Annotated in this window: 14 protein-coding genes and 1 pseudogene; 12 read left to right on the top strand and 3 right to left on the bottom strand. The window is 72.5% G+C overall.

Annotated features, from left to right (window positions below; translation table 11 throughout):
* Window positions 1-3: 3 nt before the first annotated feature.
* Genes C1703_RS01560 through C1703_RS01540 form a run of 5 tightly spaced genes read left to right on the top strand, consistent with a single transcriptional unit; the run spans window position 4 to window position 5,515 of the window.
* Window positions 4-909, top strand: a complete 906-nt coding sequence (locus C1703_RS01560; RefSeq protein WP_114250170.1) for an ABC transporter permease — start codon at window positions 4-6, stop codon at window positions 907-909.
* Window positions 906-1,742 (top strand): ABC transporter permease, encoded by an 837-nt coding sequence (locus C1703_RS01555; RefSeq protein WP_232840373.1) that lies wholly within the window; start codon window positions 906-908, stop codon window positions 1,740-1,742. Before C1703_RS01560 ends, C1703_RS01555 begins: the two co-directional genes overlap by 4 nt.
* A 13-nt stretch (window positions 1,743-1,755) precedes the next feature.
* Entirely contained in the window at window positions 1,756-3,036 is a 1,281-nt protein-coding gene (locus C1703_RS01550; protein ID WP_114250169.1) for an FAD-binding oxidoreductase, read from the top strand.
* Between the two features lie 42 nt (window positions 3,037-3,078).
* Window positions 3,079-4,530, top strand: coding sequence for an NAD-dependent succinate-semialdehyde dehydrogenase (locus C1703_RS01545; RefSeq protein ID WP_114250168.1), 1,452 nt, complete (start codon window positions 3,079-3,081; stop codon window positions 4,528-4,530).
* A 1-nt stretch (window position 4,531) separates the two neighbouring features.
* Window positions 4,532-5,515, top strand: a complete 984-nt coding sequence (locus tag C1703_RS01540) for a D-2-hydroxyacid dehydrogenase (protein ID WP_114250167.1) — start codon at window positions 4,532-4,534, stop codon at window positions 5,513-5,515.
* A gap of 31 nt (window positions 5,516-5,546) precedes the next feature.
* Here C1703_RS01540 and C1703_RS01535 read toward each other — a convergent pair whose 3' ends face one another.
* The gene (locus C1703_RS01535) at window positions 5,547-7,301 is read right to left on the bottom strand and encodes an ABC transporter permease subunit (RefSeq protein ID WP_114250166.1); all 1,755 of its coding nucleotides are present in this window, start codon (window positions 7,299-7,301) and stop codon (window positions 5,547-5,549) included.
* 4 nt (window positions 7,302-7,305) lie between these two features.
* Window positions 7,306-8,814 carry an ABC transporter substrate-binding protein gene (locus C1703_RS01530; protein ID WP_114250165.1) on the bottom strand — a complete coding sequence of 503 codons (1,509 nt, stop codon included), beginning with the start codon at window positions 8,812-8,814 and terminating at the stop codon, window positions 7,306-7,308.
* A gap of 196 nt (window positions 8,815-9,010) precedes the next feature.
* Between C1703_RS01530 and C1703_RS01525 the strand changes: the two genes are divergently transcribed.
* The 4 genes and pseudogenes from C1703_RS01525 to C1703_RS01510 all read left to right on the top strand — a co-directional run bounded on the left by C1703_RS01525 (window position 9,011) and on the right by C1703_RS01510 (window position 14,107).
* Complete coding sequence (locus tag C1703_RS01525; RefSeq protein WP_114250164.1) at window positions 9,011-9,859, top strand: oxygenase MpaB family protein; 849 nt, start codon at window positions 9,011-9,013, stop codon at window positions 9,857-9,859.
* A gap of 65 nt (window positions 9,860-9,924) precedes the next feature.
* A pseudogene (locus C1703_RS01520) lies at window positions 9,925-12,155 on the top strand (serine/threonine-protein kinase).
* Between the two features lie 94 nt (window positions 12,156-12,249).
* Window positions 12,250-13,842 carry an NAD(P)/FAD-dependent oxidoreductase gene (locus C1703_RS01515; protein WP_198678053.1) on the top strand — a complete coding sequence of 531 codons (1,593 nt, stop codon included), beginning with the start codon at window positions 12,250-12,252 and terminating at the stop codon, window positions 13,840-13,842.
* A gap of 73 nt (window positions 13,843-13,915) precedes the next feature.
* A complete protein-coding gene (locus C1703_RS01510) occupies window positions 13,916-14,107 on the top strand; it encodes a DUF2795 domain-containing protein (protein WP_114250162.1) in 192 nt (63 codons plus the stop codon).
* 34 nt (window positions 14,108-14,141) lie between these two features.
* Here C1703_RS01510 and C1703_RS01505 read toward each other — a convergent pair whose 3' ends face one another.
* Complete coding sequence (locus C1703_RS01505; RefSeq protein ID WP_198678052.1) at window positions 14,142-15,911, bottom strand: serine hydrolase domain-containing protein; 1,770 nt, start codon at window positions 15,909-15,911, stop codon at window positions 14,142-14,144.
* Between the two features lie 125 nt (window positions 15,912-16,036).
* On the opposite strand from C1703_RS01505, the gene C1703_RS01500 reads away from it, so the two are divergent.
* The 3 genes from C1703_RS01500 to C1703_RS01490 all read left to right on the top strand — a co-directional run bounded on the left by C1703_RS01500 (window position 16,037) and on the right by C1703_RS01490 (window position 20,069).
* Complete coding sequence (locus C1703_RS01500; RefSeq protein ID WP_114250160.1) at window positions 16,037-17,146, top strand: nitronate monooxygenase family protein; 1,110 nt, start codon at window positions 16,037-16,039, stop codon at window positions 17,144-17,146.
* Window positions 17,143-18,696, top strand: a complete 1,554-nt coding sequence (locus tag C1703_RS01495) for an acyl-CoA synthetase (protein WP_114250159.1) — start codon at window positions 17,143-17,145, stop codon at window positions 18,694-18,696. Before C1703_RS01500 ends, C1703_RS01495 begins: the two co-directional genes overlap by 4 nt.
* A 113-nt stretch (window positions 18,697-18,809) precedes the next feature.
* Window positions 18,810-20,069 carry a DUF418 domain-containing protein gene (locus tag C1703_RS01490; protein WP_114250158.1) on the top strand — a complete coding sequence of 420 codons (1,260 nt, stop codon included), beginning with the start codon at window positions 18,810-18,812 and terminating at the stop codon, window positions 20,067-20,069.
* Window positions 20,070-20,080 lie beyond the last annotated feature (11 nt).

Below are 20,080 nucleotides of genomic sequence, written 5' to 3'. Positions count from 1 at the left end.
GTCATGGCCGGCACCGCTCTCGCACCCGCCAAGGTGCCCGTGAGGAAAACGTCCGCCAAGCGCGGACACCGCTCCCGCATCGCCCTGGTCAACGCCGTCCCCGTCACGGTCTTCCTCCTCGTGCTGTTCGTCTACCCGATCGTCGGCGTGCTCTCGCTGAGCCTGAAGGGCGACAGCGGCGGGTTCACCCTGCACTGGTACACCGACGCCCTCAGCGGCGCGAACCTGTCCGTGCTGATGTCCACCCTGCGCATCTCGGCGGAGACCGCGGTACTCAGCCTGCTGGTGGGCTTCGTCCTGGCCCACGCCATCGCCCGCATGCGGCCCGTCTTCGCCGCGCTGGCCATGCTGATCGTGGTCGTGCCGCACTTCATCAGCGCCCTGGTGCGCACCTACGGCTGGATCATCATGCTCGGTGAACACGGCCTGATCAACACACTGCTGACCTCCATGGACATGCCCGGCGCGCCGTACTCGCTGCTCTACAACGAAGTCGGTGTCGTCATCGGTACCACCTCGGTGATGCTCCCCTACACCGTCCTCGTCCTCCAGGGCGTGATGCGCGGGGTCGACCGACGGCTGCTCGCCGCGGCCGCCGGGTTCGGTGCCTCCCGTTGGACGATCTTCGTCAGGGTGTATCTGCCGCTGGTCGCGCCGGGTATCGGCACGGCGGGGCTGCTGAGCTTCATCCTCTGCCTGGGCTACTACATCACTCCCGCCCTGATGGGCGGCGACAAACAAACCGTCGTCGCCGCACTCATCGACCAGCAGGTCATGAAGCAGGACCAGTGGAACTCGGCCGCCGCCTTCGGCGTCATCCTGCTCCTGCTCACCTTCGCCGGCCTGGGCATCCTGGGCCTGGCCAAGCTCCGCCGGAAGAAGACGGCAGCACGAGGAGGCAGCTCATGATGCAACTGCCCCCCACCCGGGCCGGACACATCAGCCGCGCCCTGAGCGCCACCGCCATCCTGCTGTTCCTGGCCATGCCCATCGTGATCATCCTGGTCACGTCCTTCGGCGCCGACGGCATCGGCACCTTCCCACCCAAGGACTACAGCACCCGCTGGTACGAGCAGATGGCCGCACCCGGCGGCAACTGGGCCACCTCCATCGCCCTGTCCAGCCTCATCGCCGCCCTCACCACCGTCTTCTCCCTCATCCTTGGCGTGACCGCCGCCACCGCCCTGGCCCGCGGCCGGCTCCCCCTCCACGCGGCCGTCTACGGACTGGTCCTCGCCCCCATGCTCATCCCCCAAGTCGTCATCGCGCTCGGGCTGTTCCTGTTCTTCGAACCCGCCGGGATGCTCGGCAGCCCCCTGGCCATCGCCCTCGGCCACACCGTCCTGGCCGCGCCCATCGCCGTCCTCATCATGATCTCCACCCTGCGCGGCATCGACGAGCGGCTGGAGGACGCCGCCGCCAGCATGGGCGCCAGCCGCATGACCATCGCCCGGCGCATCACCTTCCCCCTGGCCACCCCCGGCCTGATCGCCGCCGCGGTGTTCTCCTTCATCACCAGCTTCGACGAGTTCTTCATCGCCCAGTTCCTGTCCACCCCCGACACCCGCACCCTGCCGGTCCTCGTCTTCAACGCCCTCCAGTTCGACGTCGACCCCACCGTCACCGCCGTCAGCGCCGTCCTGATCGCCCTGGCCATCCTCGCCCTCGCCCTCGTCGCCGCCGTCCGCAAACTCGGCGGCCACCGCAACGGCGGCACCCTCCCCGTCGAACCCCTCACCTGACCGGAGTCCCAAGATGAAGACGATCCCGTACTGGGTAGAAACCGCCGGGCCGTTCCCCGACCGTTCCGGCAAGCCTCTCTCCGAGGACGTCGACCTGGTGGTGGTCGGCGCCGGTCTCACCGGTCTGTCCACCGCCCTGCATTCCGCCCGCAAGGGCGCCCGTGTCACCCTGGTCGAGAAGGGCCAGATCGGCTCCGGTGCCTCCGCCCGCAACGGCGGCATGGCCAATCTGGGCTTCACCATCGGCGTGCAGCAGGCCATCCGCCGCTACGGACTGGAGCGGGCCCGGGAGATCTACAACTCCTACGGCGAGGCCGTGGACACCGTCGAGCGGCTGGTGAACGAGGAGTCCATCGACTGCCAGTTCCGTCGCGTCGGACGCCTGGGCGTCGCCTCCCGCCCCGCGCACTTCGAGAGCAAGAAGGCCCAACAGCGCGCCCTGGCCAAGTACTTCGGGCACGAGACCACGCTGATCGGCAAGGCCGAGCTGCGGTCGGAGATCGGCTCCGACGCCTACCACGGTGGCCTGCTCGACCCGTTCAGTGCCGGACTGCACGTCGGCCGCTTCGTGCGCGGCATGGCCGAGGCGTGCGAGCGCACCGGTGTCGAGATCCACGAGCGCAACGCGGCCATCGGCGTGCGGCGTACCGCCGCCGGCCGGTTCGAGGTCAGTACCGAGCGCGGTGTCATCCGTGCCGGGCAGGTCATGATGGCCACCGACGCCTACACCGACAAGAACTTCCCCTGGCTGCGCCGCCAGCAGGTGTGCGTGGGCAGTTTCATCATCGTCACCGAGCCGCTCGGCGAGGCACTCGCCAGGGACATCATCCCCAAGGCCCGCCTGCTCGTGGACTCCAACAAGGTCTGCCACTACTTCCGGCTCACCCCGGACAACCGGCTGCTGTTCGGCGGCCGCGCCCGCTTCGCGCCGTCCGACCCCACCTCGGACAAGAAGAGCGGAGCGGTCCTGTTCCGTGAGATGTGCCAGATCTTCCCCCAGCTGTCCCGCACCAGGATCGAGTACGTGTGGGGCGGGTCCGTCGGCTTCGCCATGGACCGCATCGTGCACGCCGGGCAGACCGACGACGGCGTCTACTACTCCATGGGCTACGCCGGCCACGGCGTGCAGATGGCCACGCACATGGGGCACGTCATGGCCGAGGTGATGGACGGCCACCCCGAGGTCAGCCCCGTGCGCGACATCGCCCCGCCCCGCATCCCCCTCTACAACGGCACCGCCTGGTTCCTGCCCTTCGCCGGCGCCTACTACAAGACGCTGGACCGTATCCGCTGACCGGTCGGCAGCACCTTCCACACGCACAAGGAGAAGCCCGAAATGACTGTCGTCCGTGATGTTCCCAAGCAGCTGTTCATCGGGGGGAGCTGGCAGGACGCGGAGTCCGGCCGGACCCTGCCCGTCGACAACCCCGCCACCGGCGAGGAACTGTGCCGCGTCGCCGACGCCTCACCCGCCGACGGCCGCCGCGCCGCCGAGGCCGCGGTCGCCGCCCAGCCCGCCTGGGCCGCCACCCCACCCCGCGTGCGCAGCGAGATCCTGCGCCGCGCCTACGACCTCATCATCGCCCGCACCGAAGAACTCGCCCTGCTGATGACCCTGGAGATGGGCAAGCCCCTGGCCGAGGCACGCGCCGAAGTCGCCTACGGCGCCGAGTTCTTCCGCTGGTTCTCCGAAGAAGCCGTCCGCATCGACGGCGGCATGATGACCGCCCCCGACGGCAAGAACCGCCTGCTGGTCACCCGCCAGCCCGTCGGCCCCTGCCTGCTGATCACCCCCTGGAACTTCCCCCTGGCCATGGGCACCCGCAAGATCGGCCCCGCCATCGCCGCCGGCTGCACCATGATCCTCAAACCCGCCCCCCAGACCCCCCTGACCAGCCTCGCCCTGGCACAGATCCTCACCGAAGCGGGTCTGCCGGCCGGTGTGCTCAACATCGTCGTCACCTCCGACGCCGCCGGGGTCGTCGAACCCCTCCTGCGCGGCGGCGCCATCCGCAAGCTGTCCTTCACCGGCTCCACCCAGGTCGGCCGGATCCTGCTCGCCCAGTGCGCCGACACCGTCATCCGCACCAGCATGGAACTGGGCGGCAACGCCCCCCTCATCGTCTTCGACGACGCCGACCTCGACACCGCCGTCGAGGGCACCATGGTCGCCAAGATGCGCAACATGGGCGAATCCTGCTGCGCCGCCAACCGCATCTACGTCCACACCTCCATCGCCGACGAGTTCGCCCAGCGCCTGACCGCCCGCATGGCCCAGCTCAAAGTCGGCGACGGCACCCACCCCGGCACCGACGTCGGCCCCCTCATCGACACCGCCGGCCGCAGCAAGGCCCACGACATCGTCCAAGACGCCGTCAAGCGCGGCGCCACCGTCCTCACCGGCGGCCAACTCCCCGAAGGACCCGGCTGCTTCTACCCGCCCACCGTCCTCACCGGCATCACCCCCGACGCCGCCATCAACGACACCGAAGTCTTCGGCCCCGTCGCCGCCATCCTCACCTTCGACACCGAGGACCAGGCCATCACCGCCGCCAACAACACCGAATTCGGCCTGGCCGCCTACCTGTTCACCCAGAACCTCGACCGCGCCCTGCGCGTCGCCGAACGCCTCGAAAGCGGCATGATCGGCCTCAACACCGGCCTCGTCTCCAACCCCGCAGCCCCCTTCGGCGGCATCAAGCAGTCCGGCCTCGGCCGCGAAGGCGGCACCGTCGGCATCGGCGAATTCCTCGAATACAAGTACATCGCCGTCCCAACAGGAGCCTGACATGCCCGAACGCCTCGTCGTCCTGTACCGGGGCAACCGGCCACCGGCCACCGGGCTCATCGAACGCCTCGCGGACACCGTCTACGCCACCGAGGAAGAACTGCCCTACGTCCTCCCTGGCGCCGACGCCCTCCTGGCGTGGGTCACCATCACGCCGGCCATCCGCGAGGCCTGGCCCGACAACCCCGACAAAGCACCCCGCTGGGTCCACGCCTCCTCAGCGGGCGTGGACTCCTTCCTCTTCCCCGCTCTCGTCGAGGATCCGGGCGTCGTCCTCACCAACGCCCGCGGCGTCTACGACCAGCCGACAGCCGAGTACGTCCTCGGACTGATCCTCGCCCTCGCCAAGGACTTCCCCGGCACGTGGGAACACCAGCAGCGGCGCGAATGGCGTCCGCGCCCCAGTGACAGCATCACCGGACGCACCGCTCTGGTCTGGGGCACGGGGCCCATCGGCCGGGCCATCGCCCGGCTGCTCGGCGCCGCAGGGATGCAGGTGTGCGGCGCGGGCCGCAGGCCCCGTGCCGACGACCCCGACTTCGGCACGGTCCACGGCCCGACCACCCTGCCGTCCGCGCTGGCCGAGGCGGACTACGTCGTCCTGGCCGCGCCCCTCACCGAGGAGACCCGGGGCATGGTCGACGCCTCCGTGCTGGTCGCCATGAAGCCCGGCGCCCGGCTGATCAACGTCGGCCGGGGCGGACTCGTCGACGAGGACGCGCTCATCGACCACCTCGCCGCCGGGCGGCTCGCCGGCGCGGCCCTGGACGTCTTCGGCCAGGAACCGCTGCCGGCCCGGTCCCCCCTGTGGGACATGCCCGGCGTGCTGATCTCCCCGCACACAGCGGGCGAGACGACCAGCGAGCGCGAGGCACTCGTCGAAGTGTTCCTCGACAACCTCACCCGCCGCATCGAGGGCCGCCCCCTGCGCAACGTCGTGGACAAGCGCCGAGGCTACGTGGTGGACGAGCCGTACCCCGCCTGAAACGGGCGGACTCGGAGTCCCTCCAGGGGCGCTAGGCGCCCTTCCTCCGTCCATGCACGCTGCCCGTGACGGCCAGCACGGACAGCACCACCAGCGCGGCGGCCGGGCCGAGCACCGTCCAGGGGGCCAGTTCGGCGTACGGCTGGTTCTCCGACAGCAGGCGGCCCCACTCCGGGGTGGGCGGTTGCTCGCCCAGGCCGAGGAAGCCGAGGGACGCCAGGACCAGGACGGTGGTGGGCAGCCGCAGCAGGGCGTTGCGCACCAGGGGCGGGACGACCGCGGGCAGCAGGTGGCGGCGCATCAGGTGCAGCCGTCCCGCGCCGAGGGCCACGGACGCCGCGATGTGGCCGCTGGCGCGTTCCTGCTCGACGAGCGCCGCGGTCTGGGCGGCGTACGGGCTCCAGCCGACCACGCACACCGCGCAGGCCGCACCCCACACGGACGGCCCGGTCACGCCCGCGATGAGCAGCCCCGCGAGCACGGCGGGCAGTGTCGACACGACCTCGGTCGGGCCGGCGCCCGCCCGGGGTGCCATGCCCAGGAGAAGTCCGGTGAGCGCGCTGACGGCCGTCACGGCGAGGGCGACAGCGGCCGTGCGCAGCGCGCCGTGGCCCAGCCGGGCCAGCAGGTCCCTGCCCAGGGCGTCCGTGCCCAGGGGGTGTTGGAGGGACGGGGGCAGCAGGCGCGCGGCCGTGTCGACCTGGAGGGGATCGCGCAGGAGGCCCGCCGTGACCAGCGCGAGCAGGGCGAGGGCGCAGGCCGCGGTGATCCAGCGCAGGGAACGCGGCACGGTGAGCGGGGGCCGGTGCAGGGCCGGCAGCGCGCCGTCGCGCAGGGGCCGGCCGAGCAGCGCGTGGCGCAGGGCCCGGATCAGGACGCCCGCGGCGACACCGAGCAGGACCAGGGCCAGGGTCGCCGTCTGCAGCACCGGGAGGTCCTGGGCGACGGCGGCGTCCAGGGCGAGCCGGCCCAGCCCGGGGATGTTGAAGATCTTCTCCACCGCGACCGCACCGCCGACCAGTGCCACGACGGTCGGCAGCAGTTGCGGCAGCATGCCGGGCAGGGTGCGGCGCAAGGCGTTGCGGGCGATGTGACCGGGCGGGAGCCCGACGGCGTAGGCCGTGCGCGCCCACGGTTCGTGGAAGGCGGCGGGCAGCGCCTGGTCGAGGATCCCGCCGAGCATCGCCCCCGAGGGGATGCCGAGGGCGAGCGAGGGCAGCACCATCGACTGCGGCCCCTCCCACCCGCTGGACGGGAACCATCCCCACCACACCCCGCACACCGTCGCCAGCACCGAGGCGAGCAGGAACTTCGGCAGCGCGGCCAGGACGGCGGCCGTGCCGCCCGCCCGGTCCCGCCGCAGCCGGCGCCGGGAACCGAGGAAGAGCGTGCGGGCACACACCAGTCCGGCCACCAGGGCCGTGACCACGAACGCGCCCAGCATCAGCGTCAAGGAGACCGACAGGGCGGTCGTCACCTGCGGCATGACCGGTTCACCGGAGACCCACGAGACGCCCGCGTCCCCGCGTGACAGGCCGCCCAGCCAGTGCGCGAGATGCGCCAGCGGGCCCTCGTCCAGCCCCAACTGCTCCCGCACGGCTGTCAGCTGCGCGGGCGTCGGAGCCTCGTCCGCCGAGCGGGCCCGCAGCACGGCGCGTGCGGGGTCGCTGCCCGACAGCCACGGCAGCATGGCCACCGCGGTCAGCAGGGCGGCCCCGGCGAGGACCCGGCCGGCCGCCGACCGGCCCGCGGAGGAGCGGGGGGCGTAGCGGTGAGCGATGGCCATGCCGTTACTTCAGGTGCGTGTCGAGATCGACCAGGGACCGCTCACGCGGGTCGAGGACGACGCCCTCGACATCGGTGGCGATGCCCTGCACGACCTTCTCGTGGACCAGCGGAACGACGGCGTCGGTGCGCAGGATCTCCGCCTCCGCCTTCATGATCTTCTCCTGGCGGCGTCCCGGGTCGCTCTCCGCGGCGGCGGCCTTGATCGCCTTGTCCACACCGGCGTCCTTGAGCCGGGCGATGTTGTAGACGCCGTCGCTCGCGAAGTCGCTGGCCAGGTAGGCGACCGCGTCACCGGTGTCCAGGAGTGTCACGCGGGAGAAGACCAAGGCGTCGTACCGGCCCGCGAGGAGGTCGGACTCCATCTGCGTGTACTCGCGCACGTCCAGCTTCACGTTGAACCCGGCCTTCTCCAGGCGCTGCTGGAGGACGGCCGCCGCCTCGGGCAGTTCGGCGCGGTTGGTGATGGCGGCCAGACGCAGCGTCTTGCCCTTGGTCTCGGCCTTGACCTGGCCGGGTGTCGCCGCCTTGGCTCGCCCGGTCACCGCCACGCGTCGATCGGCGGCCCAGGGGACGGCGGGTCCGAAGAGGCCCTGCGCGGGGTCGGCGTACCCGCTGAAGACGGAGTCGACGAGGTCGGTGCCGTCGACGGCCTCGCGGGCGGCCGCCCGCAGGCCGGGGTCGGTGAACATGCCCTTGCCGGTGTTGAGGATCAGGCTGTCGGTGCGTACCGAGGCGACCTCGTGCCGCGTGGCGGCCTTGAGCAGCTTCGCCTGCGAGGTCGGGATCCACTCGGCGATGTCGGCCTCACCGCCGCGCAAGGCGTTGGCGCGTGCGGTGCCGTCCGGGATCCAGGTCACGTCGATCCCCGATGACTTGGCCTTTCCGCCCCAGTAGCCGTCGAAGCGGTCGAGCGTGGCCCCCGACTTCCCGTTCAGCTTCTTGATCTCGAAGGGGCCGGTGCCGGTGCCGACGGGGCTGACCGTGCCGTCCTTCGCGTACGCCTTCGCCGACAGGACGGCGAGGGCGGGGCTGGCCAGCCGCAGCGGCAGCACCGGATCGGGCGTCTTGGTGGTCAGGGTGACCGTGTCGCTGTCGTCGGCCTTGGCGGTGAGCGTCACGTCGCTCAGGACGCGGGGCTTGGGCTTGGCCGCGCTCGCGTGGTCGAGCGCGTTCACGACGGCCTGGGCGGTGACCTCGGTGCCGTCCTGGAACTTGGCCTTGCGCAGTTCGAAGGTCCAGGTGGTGTCGTCGTCCTGCTTCCAGGACCTGGCCAGCGCGGGCCCGGCCGTGCCGTTCTTGCCGAGGGCGGTGAGTCCTTCGGCGACGGACAGCTTGCTCAGCACGGTGGCGTCGTTGCTGTAGGGCGACAGGGCCTGCACCGGGGGGATGGCCAGTGCGATCCGCAGCCGTCCGCCCGATCCGGCTCCGGCGCTGTCGCCCGGCGCGAAGCATCCTGCCAGCAACGGGGTGAGGGCGAGAGCCGCCATGAGGCGGTGGGTGGTGGTGCGCACGTGAAGTCCTGTCGTCATGCGAGGTGGGGCATGCCGCCGCAGCCGCTGCCGGCCTTGATCGACAAGCGTTAAATATAAGGGCAGCCTTACCGAACTTCGCAACGGTAGGGTGAAATCTCAACAACTGGACGGTTCGGGGAGGTCGACCCACGTGTCCGGGCTGTGCCATCGTGGGCGCCGGGCGGAGGTGAGTCGCATGACCGGCGCGGACCCGGGGCTGTTCGGCCCGGACTCGGTGACCTGGCAGGCGCACGGCGACCCGATGATGTGGATCGCCGGCATCCGTGCGCTCTACCTCCAGGCCCTGCACCCGCGCGCGGTACGCGGCGTCCTGCAGAACTCCGACTTCCGCCGGGACGCCTGGGGCCGGCTGCTGCGCACCGCGAACTTCGTCGGCACGACGACGTACGGCACCACCGAGGCCGCCGAGCGGGCCGGCGCCCGGGTCCGGAAGATCCACAGCATGCTGTCGGCGACCGACCCGGACACCGGCGAGCGCTACCGCGTCGACGAGCCGGCCCTGCTGCTGTGGGTGCACTGCGCCGAGATCGACTCCTACCTGCACGTCCTGCGCCGGTCCGGGTTCCGCCTCACCGACGCCGAGGCCGACCGCTACATCGACGAACACCGGCAGAGCGCACGCCTGGTGGGCCTCGACCCCGGTGCCGTACCCGCCAACCGGGCCGAACTCGCGGAGTACTTCGAGAAGGTGCGACCCGACCTCGCCGCCGGACCCGAGGCACGCGAGGTGGACGACTTCCTTCTCCGCCCGCCGACGCACCCGCTCCTCGTACCGGCGCGCGAAGTGCTGTGGCGGCGCGTGGCACAACTGGCGTACGCCTCCCTGCCGCCGTACGCCCACGAGCTGTACGGCAGACCGGCCCCCGCACCCGCCACCGTCACCCGGCAACTGCGCCTCACGGGCCTCCTGCTGCGCCGTGTTCCCGCACGTCTGCGCTGGCAACTCCCGCCCAAACACATCCTGCGCGCCGTGGCGAGGCTCGGCCCGCACACGCGTCCGGCACCGTACAAACTCGGACGGTAGGCCGCCATACTGAGGGGCCAAGGGGAGGGGCGGGCGAACAGCTACCGGGGGGAGCGTCGCGCGAGATGGGGGACAGCAGGCTCATTCACGGCCGGTACCGGCTGCTCGACCTGATCGGGCGCGGCGGCATGGGCGAGGTGTGGCGGGCACGGGACGAGTCCCTGGGCCGGCACGTCGCCGTCAAGTGCCTCAAACCGCTGGGCCCCAACCACGACCACGCCTTCACCCGCGTGCTGCGCGAGCGGTTCCGCCGCGAGGCCCGGGTGGCCGCCGCGCTCCAGCACCGGGGCATCACCGTCGTGCACGACTTCGGCGAGTCCGACGGCGTCCTCTACCTCGTCATGGAACTGCTGGACGGCCGCAACCTCAGCCAGCTCCTGGAGGACAACAAGCAGCACCCGCTGCCGGTCGCCGACGTCGTGGAGATCGCCGAGCAGGTCGCCGCCGCCCTCGCGTACTGCCACGAACAGGGCATCGTCCACCGGGACCTGAAGCCCGCCAACATCGTGCGGCTCGCCGACGGCACGGTGAAGATCTGCGACTTCGGCATCGCCCGCCTCGGCCACGACATCGGCTTCACCTCCCGGCTGACCGGCACCGGCATCGCCATGGGCACCCCGCACTACATGTCCCCGGAGCAGATCAGCGGCACCGAGGTCGACCAGCGCAGCGACCTGTACTCGTTCGGCTGCGTGCTGTACGAGATCGCCACCGGCGTACCGCCGTTCGACCTCGACGACGCCTGGGCGATCCTCGTCGGCCACCGCGACACCCCGCCCCGCCCGCCGCGCGAACACCGCCCCGAACTGCCCGAGTACCTGGAGCGGATCATCCTCGACCTGCTCGCCAAGGAACCGGACGAACGGCCCGGTGACGCCCGCGAGCTGGCGCGGAGGATCAGCGGGCACCGGGCCGCGCCGGCGTACGTGCCGACCGTCGTGGCGGCCGGGCCCGCTCCCGGGGCGCCGGCCCGCGCGGGACGGCTGCCGTCCTGGACCCGCGGCATGACCACCGGGCACAAGGCCGCGGGCGCCGGGCTGCGCACCACACCGCCGGACCCGGCGGCCGGACTGTCCGGCGAGTGGATCGCGCGGCCCGCCACCGGTCCCGTCGACGAGCCCGTCCCGGAGGAACGGCCCACCCCGTCCCCGGAGGTCCTGACCGCCCTGGCCGGCCGGCACAACGCGGGTCTGAGCCTCGGCCGGCTCGGCCGCTGGGCGGAGGCGGGAGAGGTGCACCGGGCGGTCGCCGCCGAACGCGAGCACCTCCTCGGACCCGACCATCCCGACACCCTCGCCAGCCGCTACGAGGTCGCCTTCACCCTCAGCCGCACCGGCCGCGCCCCGGACGCCCTGCGCGAGTACAAGCACGTAGCCGAGGCCAGGATCCGCACCCTCGGCGCCGACCACCCCGACACGCTCGCCGCCCGCCAGGAGATGGCCTACGTGCTCGGCCAGCTGAACCGGCCCTTCGACGCCCACCGCGTCTACACGTCCGTGCTCGCCGCCCGGGAGCGCACGATGGGCCCCGACCACCCCGACACGCTGCGCTGCCGGCACAACCTCGCCTTCAACCTCAGCCGCCTCGGCCGCCTGGAGGACTCCTACCGCATGGCCCGCGAGGTCGCCGCCGCCCGCGCCCGGGTGCTCGGCCCGGACCACCCCGACACCCTGGTCACCCGCTACGAGGTCGCCTACGCCCTGGGCCAGGCCTGGGCCGCTGGCCCGAGGCCCTGGAGACCTACCGCGAGGTCGCCGAGGCCCGCGGCCGCGCCCTCGGCCCCGATCACCCCGACACCCTCGCCGCCCGCCACGAGATCGGCATCAGCCTGGGCCGCCTCGGCCGCGGCGCGGAGGCCCTGGACCTCTACACGGTTCTGGCCGAGGACCGCACCCGGATCCAGGGCCCCACCCACCCCGAGACCCTGCGCGCCCGGCACGGCCGCTGCGTCAACCTCGGCCGCCTCGGCCGCTGGGCGGAGGCCCTCGCCGAGTCCCGGGACGTGAGCGCCCTGCGCGAGCGGGTGCTCGGCCCCGACCACCCGGACACCCTGGTCAGCCGCCGCGAGGTCGCCGTGGGCCTGGGCTGGCTGGGCCGCTGGGCCGACGCGCTCACCGAGTACCGGCGCGTGGCCGCCGCCCGCGAACGCGTCCTCGGCGCCGACCACCCCGACACCCTCGCCAGCCGCAACGACGAGGCGCACTGCCTGCAGCAACTGGGCCGCGGCGCCGAGGCAGCGGCGCTGTACCGCAGAGTGGCGGCCCTGCGCCAGGAGCGGGCGTCCGGCGGCCAGTGAGCCCTGACGGCGGCCGACGCGTCCGGCGGGCGGTGCGGCCTTCCGGCGGACAGTGCCTGTGGCCGACCCGGATCACCCCGTGTTACGAAGAACCATGACCGCACCCCTGGGACCCCGCGCACACCGGACGTACGACGCCGTCATCGTCGGTGGCGGCCACAACGGCCTGGTCGCCGCCGCCTACCTGGCCCGGGCCGGCCGCTCCGTGCTGGTACTGGAGCGGCTGGACCACACCGGCGGCGCGGCCGTGTCCACCCGGCCCTTCACCGGGGTCGACGCCCGCCTGTCCCGCTACTCGTACCTGGTCAGCCTGCTGCCCAAGAAGATCGTCCGGGACCTCGGCCTCGACTTCCGGGTGCGCACCCGCACCGTCTCCTCCTACACGCCCGCCGAACGCGACGGCCGCCCCACCGGGCTCCTCGTCGGCGGCGGCGAACGACGGACCAGGGAGGCCTTCGCCCGGCTCACCGGCTCCGACGGCGAGTACCGGTCCTGGCAGGAGTTCTACGGCATGACCGGCCGCGCCGCCCAGCGGATCTTCCCCACCCTCACGGAGCCGCTGCCCACCCGCGAGGAGCTGCGCCGCCGCCTCGACGACGAGGAGACCTGGCGGGTGCTGTTCGAGGAGCCGATCGGGGCCGCCGTCGAGCGGCACTTCGCCGACGACCTGGTGCGCGGCGTGGTCCTCACCGACGCCCTCATCGGCACCTTCGCCGACGCCCACGACCCCTCGCTGAAGCAGAACCGCTGCTTCCTCTACCACGTGATCGGCGGCGGCACCGGCGCCTGGGACGTGCCCGTCGGCGGCATGGGCGCCCTCACCGACGCACTGGCCGACACCGCACGCGCCGCGGGCGCCGTCCTCGCCACCGGCCACGAGGCGCTGCGCATCGCCACGGACGGCCGTACGGCCGAGGTCACCTACCGCACCGCCGACGGCGAGGGCACCGTCGCCGCCCGGCACGTCCTGGTCAACGCCTCCCCACAGGCCCTGGCGGACCTGACCGGCGACCCGGCCCCCGGCCCCGCCGAAGGCGCCCAGCTGAAGGTGAACATGCTGCTCAAAAGGCTGCCGCGGCTGCGCGACAACTCCGTCGACCCGCGTGAGGCGTTCGCCGGCACCTTCCACATCGCCGAGGGCTACGAGCAACTGGCCACCGCCCACGCCCAGGCCGCCGCCGGCGACCTGCCCGCCGCGCCGCCCTCCGAGATCTACTGCCACTCCCTCACCGACCCGAGCATCCTGGGCCCCGGCCTGGCCGAGCAGGGCTACCAGACGCTCACCCTCTTCGGCCTGCACACCCCGGCCCGGCTGTTCGAGCGGGACAACGACGCCGTCCGCGAGGAACTCCTCAAGTCCACGCTCGCCCAGCTCGACGCCCACCTGGCCGAACCCCTCGCCGACTGCCTGGCCACCGACGCGGACGGACGGCCCTGCATCGAGGCCAGGACCCCGCTCGACCTGGAACGGGACCTGGGGCTGCCCCGTGGCAACATCTTCCACCGCGAGCTGAGCTGGCCCTATGCCCAGGACGGCACCGGCCGATGGGGCGTGGAGACCCGGCACGCGAACGTGCTGCTGTGCGGGGCAGGCGCCGTGCGCGGGGGCGGGGTGAGCGGGGTGCCCGGGCACAACGCGGCCATGGCGGTCCTTCAAGGCGGGCCGGCTGAATCACTGCCCTCCTGAGGGGCACTCCGGCAGGGAAGGTATCCGTACCGGCCGCCCCACGCGGACGGTCGTACCCCCACGGGAGGCTCCCATGGCCGAGCTCAGCCCGACCGACCTCCAGAAGGCGCTCAAGGGCATGGACTACCCCACGGACAAGAAGCACCTGGTGGAACGTGCCCGCAGCAACCAGGCCGACGACAAGGTCGTCCGCACCCTCGACGGCCTGAAGGAGGACCGCTTCGACGGCCCGAACGAGGTGCAGAAGGCAGTCTTCAACCAGTGAGGAAACAGCTGAGGGATCCGTTGAGGAGACCGCCTCAGTCGGCCGACGGCGCCCATCCCGCCGCTTCGACGCGCGACGCGTCCGCCGGGCGCGCCTCGTCGAACAGGACGCCGTCGGCCGCCTCCACCCGCAGCCCGTCCACGTAGACCCCGCGGCCGACGTACAGCCGGTCCGTCGCGTACCGCCAGCGCACGGCCAGTCCCCGCGCGGCGGGCAGTTCGGCGGCCAGCCGGTGCCAGACGCGGCCCGACCAGCCGGTGACCGAGCCCGACGGATGCTGCCGGGGGTCCTCGCCCCGGCGGGACGTCGTGAAGGGCACCGGCTGCCAGGACGCACCGCCGTCGGTCGTGGCCTCCAGGACCAGGACGTCGGCCTTCGGCTCGGTGTCCCACCACAGCGCGCAGCGCAGCCGCGCCCCGCCGGACGACGTGTCGAGCGCGGGGAGGGTCAGCGTCGCCGCGGCGGAGACCGCCATCCCGGAGAACCAGGCCGTGCGTCCCCGCGCCGGCCGGACCGGCACGGCCCGCGCCAGATGGTTCGCGGCGGCCACCCGGGGAGCGGAACCGGACCGCCAACCGCGCACCGGGTGCACGGAGTTGCCGAGGACGACGAGGAACGAGTCGGTGGTCGGGTCGAGTACCAGCGAGGTGCCCGTGAAGCCGGTGTGCCCCGCACTGCGCGGCGTGGCCATCGCGCCCATGTACCAGTGCTGGTAGAGCTCGAAACCGAGGCCGTGCTCGTCCCCGGGGAAGGCGGTGTTGAAGTCGGTGAACATCAGCTCCACCGACTCGGGCCGCAGGATCCGGGCCCGTCCGTAGACGCCCCCGTCGAGCAGCGTGCGGGCGAGGACCGCCAGGTCCCACGCGTCCGAGAACACGCCCGCGTGGCCCGCGACGCCGCCCAGAGCGAAGGCGTTCTCGTCGTGCACCTCGCCCCACACCAGACCGCGCTCCAGCCCGGACCACGGCTTGCGCGCGTCCTCGGTGGCCGCGATCTTCGGCCGCCAGGAGGCGGGCGGGTTGTAGCGGGTGCGGCGCAGGCCCAGCGGGGCGGTGATCTCCTCGCGCAGGAGGGTGTCCAGGGAGCGGCCCGTGATCCGTTCCAGCACGAGCTGGAGCGAGATGAGGTTCAGGTCCGAGTACAGGTAGGCCGTGCCCGGGGCGCTGACCGGCGCCTCGTCCCAGATGCGCCGGAGCTTCTCCTCGTACGTGGGCGCGCTGTACAGCGGGATCCAGGCGCGGAAGCCCGAGGTGTGCGTGAGCAGCTGACGGATCGTGATGTCCTGCTTGCCCGCACGGCCGAAGTCGGGCAGGTACGAGGCGACCTTCGCCTCCAGTTCCAGCTTCCCCCGCTCCATCTGCTGCACGGCGAGGAGCGAGGTGAACAGCTTCGACACCGACGCCAGGTCGAAGACGGTGTCCTCGGCCATCGGGATCTGCTCGCCGGGCGGGAACTCGATCCCGGTGTCGGTCTTCTCGTCGTAGGCCCGGTAGCGCACCGCCATGCCGATGGGCCGGTGCAGTGCGACGGTGCCGCCGCGTCCGGCGAGCAGGACGGCGCCCGCGTACCAGGGGTGCGCGGGGGAGGGGCCGAGGAACGCCTCGGCGTCGGTGACGAGGCGGCGCAGATGGGCGGGGAGCAGCCCGGCGCGGGCGGCGGAGCCGTGCCGCAGGGTGGGACGCCCCGTGACCGGGGCGGCCTCGGCGGGTAAGGGGGCGAGGGCCAGGGCGCCACCCAGGACCAGGGCACTCCTGCGCGTCAGCCCGTCGTTCGTCGTCGCTCTGTCTGCCGTGCCTTCGGTCACCGCGCATCCTCCCGCCGAACCGCCCTGGACGTCCCGGACAGTATGTCCTCCGGGCACCGCCATGAATCTGACGGTGTATCAGAAAACCTCTTCCGTCCTCCGGAGGAGTCCGGCATCCTGCGCCCATGCAGACGGAGCTGAGCAAGCAACTGGGAGTCGAGCACGCCGTCTTCGGCTTCACGCCGTTCCCCGCCGTCGCCGCGGCCATCAGCCGGGCCGGCGGCTTCGGAGTGCTCGGCGCGGTCCGCTACACCGCCCCCGACGACCTCAAACGCGACCTGGACTGGATCGAGGCGCACGTCGAAGGCAGGCCGTACGGCCTGGACGTCGTCATGCCCGCGAAGAAGGTGGAAGGCGTCACGGAGGCCGACGTCGAGGCGATGATCCCCGAGGGGCACCGGCAGTTCGTCGAGGACACCCTCGCCAAGTACGGTGTGCCCGGCCTGCCCGAGGGTGAGGCGTCCGGGTGGCGCATCACGGGGTGGATGGAGCAGGTCGCCCGCACCCAGCTCGACGTCGCCTTCGACTACCCGATCAAGCTGCTCGCCAACGCCCTCGGCTCCCCGCCCGCCGACGTCATCGCCCGCGCCCACGACCAGGACGTCCTCGTGGCGGCCCTCGCGGGCAGCGCCCGGCACGCCCGCAAGCACCAGGACGCCGGCATCGACATCGTCGTGGCGCAGGGCTACGAGGCGGGCGGCCACACCGGCGAGATCGCGTCCATGGTGCTCACGCCCGAGGTCGTCGACGCCGTCGCCCCGCTGCCCGTCCTGGCCGCCGGCGGCATCGGCAGCGGACGGCAGGTGGCTGCCGCGCTCGCCCTCGGCGCTCAAGGTGTGTGGCTGGGATCCATATGGCTGACCACCACAGAGGCTGACCTCCACTCGCCCGCCCTGACCCGCAAGCTCCTCGCGGCCGGCTCCGGCGACACCGTGCGCTCCCGCGCCCTGACCGGCAAGCCCGCGCGCCAGCTGCGCACCGAGTGGACCGACGCCTGGGACGGCCAGGACGGACCCGGTCCGCTGCCCATGCCGTTGCAGGGCCTGCTGGTCGCCGAGGCCGTCTCCCGCATCCAGAAGTACGAGGTGGAACCGCTGCTCGGCACCCCGGTCGGGCAGATCGTCGGGCGGATGAACAGCGAACGCAGCGTCCAGGCCGTCTTCGACGACCTCACCCGCGGCTTCGAGCAGGCCGTGGACCGCGTCAACCGCATCGCCGGAAGGAGCGGCCAGTGAACAGCAGCGTCCCCGCGGGCTTCTGGGCCCAGGCGGCACAGGACCCCGGCCGTGAGGTGCTCGTCGCACCCGACGGCGCGGAATGGACCGCCGGACGGCTGCACGCCGCCGCCAACCGGCTCGTGCACGGACTGCGCGCGGCCGGGCTGGAACGCGGCGACACCTTCGCGGTCGTCCTGCCCAACGGCGTCGAGTTCCTCACCGCGTACCTCGCCGCCAGCCAGGCCGGGCTGTACCTCGTCCCCGTCAACCACCACCTGGTCGGTCCGGAGATCGCCTGGATCGTCTCCGACTCCGGCGCCAAGGTCCTCCTCGCCCACGAGCGGTACGGCGACGCGGCCCGCCACGCCGCCGACGAGGCCGGCCTCCCGGGCACCCACCGGTACGCCGTCGGCACGGTCGAGGGCTTCCGGCCGTACGCCGAACTCCTCGCCGGGCAGCCCGAGTCGCCGCCCGCGGACCGCACCCTCGGCTGGGTCATGAACTACACCTCGGGCACCACCGGCCGCCCGCGCGGCATCCGCCGCCCGCTGCCCGGCAAGCCTCCCGAGGAGGCGTACCTCGGTGGCTTCCTCGGCATCTTCGGCATCCGGCCCTTCGACGACAACGTGCACCTGGTGTGCTCGCCGCTGTACCACACGGCGGTCCTCCAGTTCGCGGGCGCCTCCCTGCACATCGGGCACCGGCTGGTGCTGATGGACAAGTGGACCCCCGAGGAGATGCTCCGCCTCATCGACCGGCACCGCTGCACCCACACCCATATGGTCCCGACCCAGTTCCACCGGCTGCTGGCCCTGCCCGACGAGGTGAAGGACCGCTACGACGTGTCCTCCATGCGGCACGCCATCCACGGCGCCGCGCCCTGCCCCGACCACGTGAAACGGGCCATGCTCGACTGGTGGGGCCCCTGTGTGGAGGAGTACTACGCGGCCAGCGAGGGCGGCGGCGCCTTCGCCACCGCCGAGGACTGGCTGAAGAAGCCAGGCACCGTCGGCAAGGCCTGGCCCATCAGCGAGCTCGCCATCTTCGACGACGACGGCAACCGGCTGCCGCCCGGCGAACTCGGCACCGTCTACATGAAGATGACCACCGGCGGCTTCTCGTACCACAAGGACGAGGCCAAGACCCGCAAGAACCGCATCGGCGACTTCTTCACCGTCGGCGACCTCGGCCACCTCGACGAGGACGGCTACCTCTTCCTGCGCGACCGCAAGATCGACCTCATCATCTCCGGCGGCGTGAACATATACCCGGCCGAGGTCGAGTCGGCCCTGCTCGCCCACCCCGCCGTCGCGGACGCCGCCGTGTTCGGCATCCCCCACGACGACTGGGGCGAGGAGGTCAAGGCGGTCGTCGAACCGGCCCCCGGACACCGGCCCGGCCCCGCCCTGGCCGCCGACCTCCTCGACCACTGCGCCCACCGGCTCGCCGGGTACAAGCGGCCCAGGAGCGTCGACTTCATCACCGAGATGCCCCGCGACCCCAACGGCAAGCTGTACAAACGGCGGCTGCGCGAGCCGTACTGGGAGGGCCGGACCCGGCCGGTGTGAGGCGACGCGGCGGCTTAGGTAGCGCGGAGCGGGGGCCGGCGTCATCCTTTGGTCGGCCCCCGCTCGTCCTCCGGCCGATGTCCGGCCGGGCCCCGCCTCCCTAGCGTCGAACCATGACCATCGCGACCACAGAGGGACCGCTGAAGCGGGGGGCCGTACAACCGGGCGAGCGGGCCCTCGCGCCCGATCTCGCGCGCGGGACCATGCTGCTGGGCATCGTGCTGTCCAACACCGCCTTCCACCTGTGGGCCGCCCGGCGCGGACCGTCCGGATGGCAGCCCGTGGACGGCTCCTGGCTCGACCACGCCGTGCAGTTCACCATGATCATGGCGCTGGACCTGCGGATCTACCCGCTCTTCGCGTTCCTCTTCGGCTACGGCATGATGCAGCTCTACCTCCGGCAGACCGCCGCCGGCACCGACGGGCGCGACGCCGCGAGGATCCTGCGCCGGCGCAGCCTCTGGCTGATCGTCATCGGCCTGACGCACGCCGCCCTGCTCATGTCGGGCGACATCATCGGCTTCTACGGAGTCCTGAGCCTCATCCTCGGCGTGGTCTTCCTGCGGCGCGGTGAACGGGCCCTGACGTGGGGGATCGGGATCGGCATCGCACTGATCCTGCTCGTCTCGGCCGGACCCGTCGTCGCGGCGCTGCTCCGCGGCGAGCTGGGCACGTTCGGCGACGCCGGCGCCGAACCGGGCTTCAAGGCCTACGCGCCGGACGAGGAGAACTGGCTCACCGCCGCGGGCATCCGGCTGGAGACGGGCCTGTTCGTCACCTTCGCCGCCGCCCCGCTGACCCTCGTCGGCGGCGGTTACGTCCTCTTCCTGCTGGGCTTCAGGGCCGCGCGGCACCGCGTCCTGGAGGAACCCGGCCGCCACCGCACCCTGCTGCGGCTGACCGCCGTGCTCGGCATCGCCACCGGCTGGCTCGGCGCGCTGCCCGCCGCACTCGCCCACACCGGCGTCCTGCGCGTGCCGGAGGACATGCAGAGCGAGTCCGGGGCGCTCACGGTCCTGCGCGACGTGACCGGCAACTCCGCCGGCCTCGGCTACGTGGCCGCTGTCACCCTCTTCGCGCAGTGGTGGACCACCCGCAGGCCCCGGCGCGGCGCGACAGCGGTGGCGGCGGTGACCGCCGTCGGCAAACGGTCCCTGTCCTGCTACCTCGCCCACTCGCTGCTCTTCGCCCCGGTGCTGGCCGCCTGGGGACTGGGCCTCGGCGCGCACCTGGGCAGCGCCACCATGGCGCTCTTCGCGCTGGCCGTCTGGCTGGTCACGGTCGCGGGAGCGTACGCCCTGGAGCGGGCCGGCCGCCGGGGCCCGGCCGAAGTGCTGCTGCGGCGGCTGATGTACGGCTCCCGCCGGGCGTGAACGGGGTGCCG

This window comes from Streptomyces sp. Go-475 (assembly GCF_003330845.1).
Lineage (GTDB): Bacteria > Actinomycetota > Actinomycetes > Streptomycetales > Streptomycetaceae > Streptomyces.
The sequence above is the reverse complement of the archived record's forward strand: the minus strand, read 5'-3'. Positions and strand labels throughout refer to the sequence as shown.